Here is a 12,317-nt window from a genome sequence, read left to right as displayed (position 1 = left end):
AAGTTTAGCAAGCAGCCGCAACGCTGTCTGAACGGGTCGTCGGGCCGATCTTACCGGCCGGCGAGACGGCCTCCCCGCGGTACCGCCGGGACCCGCGGCCCGCACTGGTCTAACATGCACGGTTTTCCGCCGGTCCCTGCCCCCATGCCCTTCCTGGAACTCACCCTGCACTGCACCGAAGCCACCCAGCCGCGCTATGAGAATGCGCTGGACGACGTGGGCGCGCTGGCGGTGACCCTGCTCGATGCCGATGCCGACACCAGCAACGAGCGCGCGATCCTGGAACCGGGTGTGGGCGAGACCCCGCTGTGGAACGATCTGGTGCTGACCGCGCTGTTCCCGGGCGACACCAACGCGCTGGCCCTGCTGGCCGCGCTGGATGCCTTCGATCCCGGCCTGGACTGGGCCAATGCCAGCTTCCGCGCCGTGGCCGACGAAGACTGGGAACGCGCCTGGATCGACCAGTTCCAGCCGATGGCCTTCGGTGAGCGCACCTGGATCGTGCCGTGGAACCATGAACTTCCAGAGGCCGCGCAGGCCGAGGATGCCGCCGTGGTTCGTCTGGACCCGGGTCTGGCGTTCGGTTCGGGCACCCACCCGACCACGGCCCTGTGCCTGCGCTGGCTGGACGGCCTGGCCGCCGAGGGGGCGCTGGCCGGCAACACCGTGCTCGATTTCGGCTGCGGCTCGGGCATCCTCGCCCTGGCGGCGCTGAAGCTGGGTGCCGCGCGCGCGGTCGGCGTGGACAACGACCCGCAGGCAGTGCTCGCCACCGGTGACAACGCCGAGCGCAACGGCCTGCAGGAGCGCGTGCAGGTCTATCTGCCGGACGACGAGCCGCAGGCAACGTACCCGGTCGTGGTGGCCAACATCCTCGCCTCGGCACTGGATGCACTGGCCGATGTGCTGGCCGCGCGCGTCGCCCCGGGCGGCCGCATCGCGCTGTCGGGCATCCTGCATGGGCAGGAAGGCGAACTGCTGGAACGCTATGCCCCGGCCTTCGAACAGCTGGCGGTGGCGCAGGACGGCGACTGGATGCGCATCACCGGCGTCCGCCGTGCTTGAATAGCCCGACTCCTGCCCGGTCCCGTGCCCATGTCCGAGCCTCCGATGCCGCCGCGACGCCCGATCGCCACGTTCCTGCGTCCGTCGCCGGAGGCGTCGGCCGTTCCGGCTGATCGCCCGGCCGCGCCGTCTGACCCAGCGCCTGCGCCGTCAGCCACGCCTGTGGACGATCGCATCGCACCGCTGGCGGTGGAACAGGTGATCGATGCACAGCCGGTGCACGAACCGGAGCCGTCCCCGCCAGCACCGGGAGTCGAATTCGAGTTCGAACGCGTACCCGAATCCGCGCGGGCGTTCGCCGGTGGAACCGCGCCAGCGGCTGCACCGCTCGCTGAGACGGCGGCGCCATCGCCAGCGCCGCCGGATGATGACGACACCCGCACGGGAGTCGCGCGCAGCACCGCCACGGCGGCCCTGCCGCCGCCCGAGGCGATCACCACACCGAGCTTCCTGCGCCTGCCCGGTGCGCGCCTGCGCACGCCGCGCTGGCAATGGGGCATGGTCGCCGGGCTGGCCGCCGTGCTGCTGGTCCAGATCGCCGTGGCCGACCGCGCCCGGCTTGCCGCCGATGCGGGCAACCGCCCCTGGATTGCCGCGCTATGCGGCGCGCTGCGCTGTTCATTGCCAGCCTGGCGCGAGCCGGCGGCCTTCAGCATGCTCAGCCGCGATGTGCGCCCGGTTCCGGGCCAGGCCGGCGCGTTGCAGGTGCAGGCCAGCATCCGCAACGACGCACGCTGGGCCCAGGCCTGGCCGTCGCTGCGACTGTCGCTGTCCGATGCCGATGGCCGTGTGATCGGCACCAATGTGTTCGCGCCGGCCGACTATCTGGACCGCGCCACGGACCCGGCCGCTACGCTGGAACCGGGGCAAAGTGCGCAGATCGCCTTCCGCGTGCGCGAGCCTGCCGCGTCTACCGTCGCATTCACCTTTGAGTTCCTCTGAGGCGTCGCCGGGGCGCCCGGAGCGTGGCAGGCGACCGACGCACGCGCTAGACTGGCCCCATCACCCTTCCGCCGTGGGCTGTTGTCCGCCCCGGCTCTTGCACCGGGAAACTCCTTGAACGCTGTCCTTTCTCGTCCTGACAACAGTCGTGGCGCGCCCAAGCCACCCCTGCGCGAACACGTGGCCCAGTCGGTCAGGCGCTACCTGCGGGACCTGGATGGCTGCGATGCGGACGATGTCTACGAGATCGTGTTGCGCGAAATGGAAATCCCGCTGTTCGTGGAAGTGCTCAACCACTGCGAAGGCAACCAGAGCCGCGCCGCGGCGATGCTGGGCATCCACCGCGCCACCCTGCGCAAGAAGCTGAAGGAATACGGCATCGCCACCTGATGCCGGTGGGCAGGCGCGTAGTGCCTGGCGGGAGAAGGCCGGATCGAGCAGCGCTCGGTGCCGGCCTTCGTCGTTTCTGGGGCCATGCCAGCGCCACTGGCCTTACAATATGCCCCCGCTCCGCTTCGATCTCCTGCCCCCATGAGTTCCGATCTGCTGCCCGTGCGCCGGGCCCTGCTGTCCGTTTCCGACAAAACCGGTCTGATCGACCTGGCCCGCGCCCTGGCGGCGCGCAACGTGGAGCTGCTCTCCACCGGCGGTACCGCCAAGGCGATCCGCGAGGCCGGCCTGGCAGTGAAGGACGTTGCCGATGTCACCGGCTTCCCGGAAATGATGGACGGCCGGGTCAAGACCCTGCACCCGATGGTGCACGGCGGCCTGCTCGGCCGTGCCGGGCTGGATGACGCGGTGATGGCCGACCACGGCATCGGCGCGATCGATCTGCTGGTGCTGAACCTGTATCCGTTCGAGGCGGTCACCGCCAAGGCGGACTGCGCGCTTGAAGATGCCGTGGAGAACATCGACATCGGTGGCCCGGCGATGTTGCGTTCGGCGGCCAAGAACTTCGCCCGCGTGGCGGTGGCGACCGACCCGTCGCAGTACGCCGAACTGCTGGCCGAACTGGACGCCAACGACGGCAAGCTCTCGGCCGCCAAGCGCTTCGCCTTCTCGGTGGCCGCGTTCAACCGCGTGGCCCAGTACGACGCGGCGATCAGCAATTACCTCTCCGCCGTGACCACCACCGACACCGCCGTGCCGGTGCGTGCGGAATTCCCGGCGCAGATGAATTCGAACTTCGTGAAGGTGATGGATCTGCGCTACGGCGAGAACCCGCACCAGAGCGGCGCGTTCTATCGCGACCTGTACCCGGTGCCGGGCACGCTGGCCACGTTCCAGCAGCTGCAGGGCAAGGAACTGAGCTACAACAACCTGGCCGATGCCGATGCGGCGTGGGAATGCGTGCGTCAGTTCGACGTGCCGGCCTGCGTGATCGTCAAGCACGCCAACCCGTGCGGCGTCGCCGTGGGTGCCGGCAACGGCGATGCCTACGAGCTGGCCTACGCGACCGACCCGACCAGCGCCTTCGGCGGCATCATCGCCTTCAACCAGCCGCTGGACCTGGCCACCACGCAGGTGATCCTGGACCGCCAGTTCGTTGAAGTATTGATCGCCCCGGATTACGAGCCGGCGGCGTTGGAATACGCCACGAAGAAGGCCAACGTGCGTGTGCTGCGTATTCCGCACGGCGACGGGCGCAACAACTACGACACCAAGCGGATCGGTTCGGGCCTGCTTATGCAGAGCGCCGACAACCGCGGCATGAGCCGCGACGAACTGACCGTAGTGAGCAAGCTGGCGCCGACCGACAAGCAGTTCGCCGATCTGCTGTTCGCCTGGAAGGTGGCCAAGTTCGTCAAATCCAACGCCATCGTCTACGCCAAGGACAACCGCACCATCGGTGTCGGCGCCGGCCAGATGAGCCGCGTCTACTCGGCGCGCATCGCGGGCATCAAGGCCGCCGATGCGAACCTGGTGGTGGAAGGCTCGGTGATGGCCTCTGATGCGTTCTTCCCGTTCCGCGACGGCATCGACGCCGCCGCTGCGGCCGGCATCAAGGCGGTGATCCAGCCGGGTGGCTCGATGCGCGACAACGAAGTGATCGCCGCGGCCGACGAACATGGCCTGGCGATGGTGTTCACCGGCGTGCGTCACTTCCGCCACTGATGCCCGGATCGACACGGATGTCTCCACGGCAACGCCACCGCCTTGCAGCGGTGGTGATCGCCACTGCTGCAGGGTTGGCTGGCTGTACGCCGGCCAGTGAACCCGCACCGCCGCAGCCAGTGCCCGATGCGGCCGCGGCGAAAGCCGCCCCGCACGCCCACGTCAGCCGCACGGAGCGCCTGCAGGCCTTCCTGACCGAGCGCTACGGCAAGGCCGCCAGGCTCTCAGGGACATGGCGTGGCAGCTGGACCCAGGACGGCGACACCCGCCTCACCGATTGGCATGTGTGTGCCGAGCAACCGGTGGTGACCGGCGACAGCTGGCAGCAGCTGTTGGCTGTCTGCGGCTCACTCCTCGAGAATGCCCACCCGGACCCGGGCGCGATCGACTTCTTCGTGCTGCGCCCCGAGGCGGACCGCTTTGCCGTGGCCGCCGAGCTGACCGGGCAGAACTTCGGCAGCCAGGGTGAACCCGGCACGGTGCAGATTCTCCGCGCCGGCAGCGACTTCTACGGTTTCCGCATCGAGCATGGCTGGTTCGGCCAGGGCTATTCGCTGATCACGCAGACGCTGGTGGTGCCTGGCCCGAATGGGCTGGTGGAGGCCGGTGGGGTGCGCAGCCATATCGACAACAACGCGGCCTACGACTGCGACGATGCCGATGCGGAACCGGAGTGCCAGGCGCGGCTGTTCAACCTCGATTTCACCTTGTCCTTCGACAGCCGCGATCCGGCGGCGCGACAGTGGCCGCTGGTGATCGAAGAGACCGGCCTGGGGTGTGGCGGGCAGCCGGTGCGGCGCGAACATCGCTTCACCCTGGACCCGAAAGCGTGGACGTATGCGTTCCCCGAGGCGCTCCAGCGCGAAGGGTGCGAGTGATCCGTTCGTGGGCACTGGCAGGTGTGGCGCTCGCGCTGCTGGCCGGTTGCGAGCGCACACCTGCGTCTTCCGAACCCGCCAAACCACAGCGTGTGCTCGACACCACGCCGCAGCCGGAAGACATCGTCCGGGTCAGGGGCGATCACACCCAGCGCCTGCTGGCCTTCCTTCGCACGCGCTATGGCGACAAGGCCGTCCTGGATGCGCCGTGGAAGGATGCGTGGGAGGACACCGAGGTCGAGGCATTACGCCCGGTCACCCGCAGCGTGTGCGCGCGTGACACGGTCACGGCCGACGATCATGAGCAGACCCTGCTGGCGGTGTGCCAGACCCTGGACGACGCAGCCACGGTCGAGCCGGGCCGGGTCGATCTGTATGTGCTGCGCGTGGGCAAGGACGACGAAGAGGCCAACCGCGGCGGCATGTTCGCCCCACTGCCGGCCAAGGATCCGCTGCTGGTAATGGCCCAGCGCCTGCAGGGCCCATACGGGCGCCACGGCGCACCGGGTACGGTCCAGATCGCGCAGCTCGGCCCGCAACGCCGTGCCTTCCTCATCACCCATGAGGAACACCGGCGCGGCCATCGGCGCGTCTGGCGCAGTTACATCGCCGAGCACAACCATCGCCTGCGCGATGTCGCCCAGTACCGCGATCACCTCGACAATCTCGCCCTGCACGGCTGTGACGGCAATCCGGCCGACTGCGGCAAGGGCGTGTTCGCGGTCGATTTCAGCACGACGGTGGGCGACAGCAACGCCGTGGATGGCTACTGGCCGCTGACGGTGCGTGCCAGCGGCCACGACTGCACGGGCCCGGCGACCGAGTTCTACCACCTCATCTTCGATGCCCGGCAGCGCGCGTATCCGGTGCCGGAAGACCTCCTGCGCGACGGCTGCGCCGACAGCTGAGGCCGTGGGTTGCCACGGCGACCGACCGCCCGAATGCACCCGCCGCCCGCACCGCGTAAAATCACGTTCCTGCCCTCTTACGCGAGAACTGCATTGAAGATCCTGGTCATCGGCGCTGGCGGCCGCGAACACGCCCTGGCCTGGAAGCTGGCCCAGTCCGCGAAGGTCCGTGAGGTCATCGTCGCCCCCGGCAATGCAGGCACTGCCACCGAGCCCAAGTGCCGCAACGTGGACGTCAAGGTCACCGATCTGGACGGCCTGCTGGCACTGGTGGGCACCGAAGGCATCGGCCTGACCGTGGTCGGCCCGGAAGTGCCGCTGGTGGCCGGTGTGGTCGATCGCTTCCGCGCCGCCGGGCACCGCATCTTCGGGCCCACCGCCGCCGCCGCGCAGTTGGAAGGCAGCAAGGCGTACGCGAAGGACTTCCTGGCCCGCCACAAGATCCCGACCGCGTTCTATGCCGTGCATACCGACATCGACCCGGCGCTGGCCTACCTGCGTGAGAAAGGCGCACCGATCGTGGTCAAGGCCGATGGTCTGGCCGCCGGCAAGGGCGTGATCGTGGCGATGACCCTGGCCGAGGCCGAGGACGCGGTGCGCGACATGCTCTCCGGCAATGCCTTCGGCGATGCTGGCGCACGCGTGGTGATCGAAGAATTCCTGGACGGCGAAGAAGCCAGCTTCATCTCGATGGTGGACGGTAAGACGGCACTGCCGATGGCGACCTCGCAGGACCACAAGCGCGTCGGCGACGGCGACACCGGCCCGAACACCGGCGGCATGGGCGCGTACTCGCCGGCCCCGGTGGTGACCGACGAAGTGCATGCGCGCGTGATGCGCGAGGTGGTCAACCCGACCGTGCAGGGCATGATCGCCGACGGCATTCCGTTCACCGGCTTCCTCTATGCGGGCCTGATGATCGATGCCAGCGGCGCGCCGAAGGTGATCGAGTTCAACGTGCGCTTTGGCGACCCGGAAACCCAGCCGGTGATGCTGCGCCTGCAGTCGGACCTGGTGGATCTGGTCGAAGCGGCGATCGATGAGCGCCTGGACACCGTGGAGGCGCAGTGGGATCCGCGCCCGTCCCTCGGCGTGGTGATGGCCGCCTCGCCGTATCCGGAAACCCCGATCACCGGCGACGTGATCCACGGCCTGGAAGCGGTCGCCGCGACGGCCAAGGTGTTCCATGCCGGCACCACGCTGGACGCGCAGGGCCAGGTGCTCAGCGCCGGCGGCCGCGTACTGTGCGTCGCTGCGTTGGGCGGCACGGTGGGCGAAGCACAGCGCAACGCCTACGCCGGCGTCGGTGCGATCCACTGGGCCCATGAGTTCCACCGCCGCGATATCGGCTGGCGGGCGATTGCGCGCGAGCAGGGCTGACCTGGCACGGTCGGGGCCACGACCGATCGAAGCACTGCCCTGAGCGCCAGAAAGCAAAAAGGCCCGGCATCAAGCCGGGCCTTCTCGTGTGATCACGCCAGTCACTGCATCACGCAGTAAACAGCGCCTTCATCTTCTTCAGCGCGTTCGCCTCGACCTGGCGGATGCGCTCGGCGGACACGCCGTACTCATCGGCCAGCTCCTGCAGCGTCACCTTGCTGTCCGCGTCCAACCAGCGACGGCGGATGATGTCGCGCGAACGCGCATCCAGCTCGGCCATGCCTTCGCGCAGCAGCTGCAGCTGATTGTCTTCGCTGTCCATCCGCTCATACGCCATCGAAGGATCTTCTTCGTTGGCCCGCAGGTAGGCCGCCGGCGACGGCGGTGCATGATCGTCATCGTCATCACTGGAGAGATCGAAACCGATATCGCGACCCGACAGGCGCGACTCCATCTCGAGCACTTCGCGCTCGGACACGTTCAGGTCCTTGGCCACCGCGCTGACTTCGGCCGCGTTCATCCAGCCCAGGCGGGTCTTGGACTTGCGCAGGTTGAAGAACAGCTTGCGCTGCGCCTTGGTCGTGGCGACCTTGACGATGCGCCAGTTCTTGAGGATGAACTCGTGCATTTCCGCGCGGATCCAATGCACCGCGAACGACACCAGGCGAACGCCCATGTCCGGGTCGAAGCGCTTCACCGCCTTCATCAGGCCGATGTTGCCTTCCTGGATCAGGTCGCCCAGCGCCAGGCCGTAGCCGTTGTAGCCGCGGGCGACATGCACCACGAAGCGCAGGTGGGAATGGACCAGTTCGCGCGCGGCGTCCAGATCCAGCTCGTCGCGGAAGCGGCGGGCCAGATCCTGCTCGTCATCGACCGACAGCACCGGGATCTGGTGCACGGCACCGATGTAGGCGTCCAGCGAACCGAGCGCACTGGGAATCGGGAGATTGTTTGCCACAAGGGCAGTAGAGGTGTTCTGGCTCATAGCACTCATCTTAGCAGTCCCGGAATTGGACTGCTAAAGGGGAAAGAAGTTCCAGCGTTCTGTTGATGGGATACTGGTACAGATTGCCCGTCTAACGTACCGCGAAATGATGACAGTGGCGAGAGCCCGGGAACGAGGCATCAAACCCCATTAAATCAACAGGATACGATGATGAATCGGGGGATATCGCGTGTTTTCTGGCTGAACAGCCCGCAGGAAACGCCCATTCATCCTGGAAAGGTTGCCGGCAGTTCAGCCAGGCATGGCCTGGCCCTACCCCCTGCCCCCACCGGAGCCGACCGCCAACACCGCGATCCCCGGTAGTGCCACGCCATGCGTGGCAGGCCCGAACCCACCGACGCCTAGTAATACCCTGCCATGTTCAAGAAAAACCCCTTCTGGTCGTACTTCAGCTCGGTCATGTCATCGCTGAATTCGGTGAAGTTGTAGCCCACCCCGACCTTGAAGTTCTCCCCCACCCGGCGGTCCACGCCCACCAGCCAACCTTTGCGCACGCCGCCGTCGCGCACTTTCAACCACCGGTGCTCGGCCAGGCCTTCCCACTGCGCGAACAGGCGATAGCGCAGCTGCAAGGCAGCGAAGTCGGCACGGCTGTCCAACCAGGCCCCCTCACCGCGCCCGGTGCGGTAGTCACCCCAGCGCGAAGCCAGCTTGCCGGCCACTTCCCAGCGCGCGCCCAGTTGGCGGATCCCTTCGAGCGAAAGGATCTGCGAACGCTGGTCGTACAGGTTGCCGCCCTCCTGCCCGAGCGAGGCCACGTCGTAGAGATAGGTGAACTTGCCGAAGCCGGCCCAGCGCGTGTTGTCGTGCGGGCGCCAGGCGAAGCCCATGTTGGTCTCCACCAGCTTGGCATCGGCCAGGCGGTCAATGCGGTCTTCGGTATCGGCGTAGTTGGCGCGCAACGCGAAACGCCAGTCTTCGTTGAGCTTGTACAGCAGGCGGTTGGTGGTCACCCACTGCTCGCGCTGCTCGGCGCCACTGTCGCGGCGGTACTCCAGCTTGCTGTTCCACTGCGCCACCGCATCGGTGCGCCCGCCACTGACGCTGTAGGCGCGGCGATCGACATGGCCGACGGTGGAATCCAGCTCGCCGTCCATGATCGTGAAGCCCAGGTTCCAGCCCTGCGCGGGGTAGAAATCCATGCCGAAGGTATGCACGATGCCCGCGCTGTCCTGGCGACGATCCTTCAGATACTGGCTCTCGTTGTAGACGTTGACCTGGTTGCTCAGCCGCCAGCGCTGGCCCAGCGTCCAGCCACTCTGCAGGCCGGTATCGAACAGCGGATCGGTGCCGGTGCGGTCGGTGCTGTAGCTGTAACTGCCGTAGAGGCTGTGATCCGGTGCCATGCGGTACTCGCCATCGACCTTGGCACCATGGCCGCGGCTGCCACCACTCACTTCCGCACCGACACTGCTGCGATCACCGAACAAGTACCGCGCGCCGAGGGTCAGCAGGTCGTTCTTCTCGTAGGCACCGCCGTCATCGTCCAGCGTGACCTGCCCGGTGCCGTACAGCTCCCACGACGCGCCGAAGCGCTGGCGGTAACCGATCGCAGCGAGCAGTGCGTCCACGCTCTGCAGTTCCTGCTCCTCGCGCACGCGGCGCAGTTCACCGGTCAGCTGGCCGTCGTTGCCCAGCCGCCACTCGGCGGTCAGCTGGCTCTGCTCCAGCGCCAGTTCGCCTTGCTCGGTGCGGGTGTGGCGGCCGTACAGGCTGAGGTCGTCGGTGAGGTAGCCGAGGAACTCGGCGCCGTACTCCTGGATCGGCAGGCCGGTGTCCTGGCGCGCAACCGAGAAGCCGGCATCGACGTCGCGCCACCACGCCCCCAGGCTCCAGTCCTGCGTGGTCCAGCCCAGCTCGCGCAGGTTGGCCCGCGCTTCCACTGCGCTGGCGGTGCCCGAGCGCCGGCCTTCGTACGGGTTGCGGCGGATGAAACTCAGGCCACCGTTGTCCGAATAGAACACCGGGGCGGCGGTCGCTTCGGTGCGGGTCTGCTCCATCTTCAGATAGGTGCCACGCCCGGCCTGCAGGGTGAGGTCAGCGCCTTTGAGGCTGTAGTTCTCACCGCTGCGGTTCTCGTCGATCCAGGTGCCGCCGATCGCCACGTGATCGCCGATCCACTGCCGGCCGCGCGCACCGTAGGTCACGTCATCGCTGCTGAAGCCCAGCGGCACGTATTCGTAGTCCACCAGCAGCAGCTGGTCGTAGCCATCGAGCGGCATGTCGCGGGTGATGCTGCGCACGTTCTCGCGGGTCAGCTGCGCCAGCGGACGGGTCAGGATCAAACGGCCCTGAAGATTGTCGATTTCGTAGTCCACGCCTTCCTGCAGCGTGGCGCGCGTTTCGGTGCGGCCGGTGGTGCGGTCGCGCACTTCCAGCACCACCTGCTCCGAACCAGGCAACACGTCGGTATGGCGCAGGTAATACAGGCTGCCGCCGGTGCCGAGGAATTCACTGTGGCCCGGGGCGGACTGCGCCTCGGAGCCGAACACCTTCACCTGCGAGCGCGCCTCGCCCAGCGGCGTGGCCTCCAGCGAACGCCAGTTCAATGCACCACCGTAGAGCGAGCGCACGTACTGGCCATACTCGGTACCGGTGATGCCGGTGGCGTAGTTGCCCCACACGGCCTGGCTCTGGTCCCAATCCACGCGCAGGTACAACCGCCCCTGCGTATCCACGTCGCGATAGGTGGTGGAGTCATCGCCATAGACCGGGTAGTACAGATCCGGATCCAGGCGGCGGAACACGTCCTGTGCGTCGGCCTGGGTGAAATCGCGGAACAGATACTTCAGCTCACGGTCCTGCGTGTCGGCCTGAGCAGTGACCAGGTATTTGCCGCGTAGCTTGCCCTTCAGATAGAACGCCAGCCGGCCTTCGCTGAGGAAACTGTCATCGTCACGATCATCGGCGGCGAGCGGCTGCAGATTGCCGCTGGCGCTGTTCTTGGAGACGGTGACATCGGCGATGGCGACCAGGAACAGGTAGCGGCCGGTGACATCCACATCCAGCTGACGCTGCGCGGAGGGTGCATCGCGTGATTCGACACTGACGTCGTAGCGATGCTCACCCACCGGCTCCAGGAACTCGGCCGCGAACTTCTGCTCCAGATCGACCGGGAAGTCCTGGCCGTTGATGCGCACGCGGCTGTTGGGCTCCAGGTTGCGGCCATACAGGCGCACGCGCGACCCGTGGATGGGGATGTTCTGCAGGCGGAGCATGCTCTGCCCATAGATGCTGTTGCTGAGCTGCAGGTCCTGCGCGCTGTCGCCATCCAGCGCCTGGCCAAGTGTCTTCTGCACGCTCTCGCGGGTGATCTGCAGGCCACGGTCGAAATCGGCCGGGGTCACCAGTTGGATGCGCTGGAGGCGGGTTTCATCGAACGCACCACCAGTGCCGTAGGCGCGCGCCACGTAGATCAGCTCATCGCCGGTACGCAGCTTGATCTGCGGCGGCAACTCGCCACTCCACTCCGCGTCGCCGACATAGTCGGCCGGCAGCTCGATGCGGGCCAGCGGCGTGACCAGATCCGTGTCGGTGCCGCGATACAGCGTCACCTCCAGTTTTTGGATGAACGAGGCGTAGTTGTTGTAGCTGTGGAAGCGCAGCGGGCGGACCACCCGGCCGTTCTCGAACGGCACCGTGGCGGCCGCCTGCACGCTCAGGCTGGGCGGCACCATGGTCGGGTCTTCGGTGGCCCACACCACGCCGCCGTTGGGCAGCTCGGCCATGAACTGGCCCCCACGCGCGGCGACATCCGGGGTGACTGCCGGCGATGCGGGCACCGCGCCGGCCGTGGGACGCTCCGCGCGGCCGGGTAGCGGCAGCGCCGGCTCGCTGTCATCGAGGATGCGCAGCAGCAGCCCGTCATCGTTGCGGCAGCTGTCGGCCTCGCAGCGGATCGGCGCGGGGGACGGCGCCGGTGTGACCGGCTGGGCGGCGGCCGGCAGTGCCAGCAGCAGCGCGCTGGCCAGGCCGAGGGATAGGCGGCGGGAGATCGGGCTCGGAATCAGGTTCATATCCATG

Annotated in this window: 9 protein-coding genes; 7 read left to right on the top strand and 2 right to left on the bottom strand. The window is 67.4% G+C overall.

Features of this window, described 5'->3' with window-relative positions:
• Positions 1-144: 144 nt before the first annotated feature.
• The 7 genes from prmA (at position 145) to purD (ending at position 7,288) form a co-directional block, all read left to right on the top strand.
• Positions 145-1,065, top strand: a complete 921-nt coding sequence (gene prmA / locus AC1DIQ_RS10810; protein ID WP_478050007.1) for a 50S ribosomal protein L11 methyltransferase — start codon at positions 145-147, stop codon at positions 1,063-1,065.
• 30 nt (positions 1,066-1,095) lie between these two features.
• Positions 1,096-2,007, top strand: a complete 912-nt coding sequence (locus tag AC1DIQ_RS10805; protein WP_478050006.1) for a DUF3426 domain-containing protein — start codon at positions 1,096-1,098, stop codon at positions 2,005-2,007.
• A gap of 114 nt (positions 2,008-2,121) precedes the next feature.
• A complete protein-coding gene (fis, locus tag AC1DIQ_RS10800) occupies positions 2,122-2,397 on the top strand; it encodes a DNA-binding transcriptional regulator Fis (protein WP_038685853.1) in 276 nt (91 codons plus the stop codon).
• Positions 2,398-2,538: 141 nt separating this feature from the next.
• A complete protein-coding gene (gene purH, locus AC1DIQ_RS10795; RefSeq protein WP_478050005.1) occupies positions 2,539-4,122 on the top strand; it encodes a bifunctional phosphoribosylaminoimidazolecarboxamide formyltransferase/IMP cyclohydrolase in 1,584 nt (527 codons plus the stop codon).
• A gap of 17 nt (positions 4,123-4,139) precedes the next feature.
• Positions 4,140-5,000, top strand: coding sequence for a hypothetical protein (locus AC1DIQ_RS10790; RefSeq protein WP_478050004.1), 861 nt, complete (start codon positions 4,140-4,142; stop codon positions 4,998-5,000).
• Entirely contained in the window at positions 4,997-5,908 is a 912-nt protein-coding gene (locus tag AC1DIQ_RS10785) for a hypothetical protein (RefSeq protein WP_478050003.1), read from the top strand. The genes AC1DIQ_RS10790 and AC1DIQ_RS10785 overlap by 4 nt, the downstream gene beginning before the upstream one ends.
• Positions 5,909-6,001: 93 nt before the next feature.
• Positions 6,002-7,288 carry a phosphoribosylamine--glycine ligase gene (gene purD, locus AC1DIQ_RS10780; RefSeq protein ID WP_478050002.1) on the top strand — a complete coding sequence of 429 codons (1,287 nt, stop codon included), beginning with the start codon at positions 6,002-6,004 and terminating at the stop codon, positions 7,286-7,288.
• A gap of 109 nt (positions 7,289-7,397) precedes the next feature.
• On the opposite strand, the gene rpoH is transcribed toward purD, so the two are convergent.
• Together rpoH and AC1DIQ_RS10770 are read right to left on the bottom strand one after the other, a co-directional pair.
• Positions 7,398-8,273 carry an RNA polymerase sigma factor RpoH gene (gene rpoH, locus AC1DIQ_RS10775; protein ID WP_019183519.1) on the bottom strand — a complete coding sequence of 292 codons (876 nt, stop codon included), beginning with the start codon at positions 8,271-8,273 and terminating at the stop codon, positions 7,398-7,400.
• Between the two features lie 362 nt (positions 8,274-8,635).
• Positions 8,636-12,316 (bottom strand): TonB-dependent receptor, encoded by a 3,681-nt coding sequence (locus AC1DIQ_RS10770; protein ID WP_478050001.1) that lies wholly within the window; start codon positions 12,314-12,316, stop codon positions 8,636-8,638.
• Position 12,317: the final 1 nt, after the last annotated feature.

The organism is Stenotrophomonas sp. 05L413 (assembly GCF_056397945.1).
The sequence above is the reverse complement of the archived record's forward strand: the minus strand, read 5'-3'. Positions and strand labels throughout refer to the sequence as shown.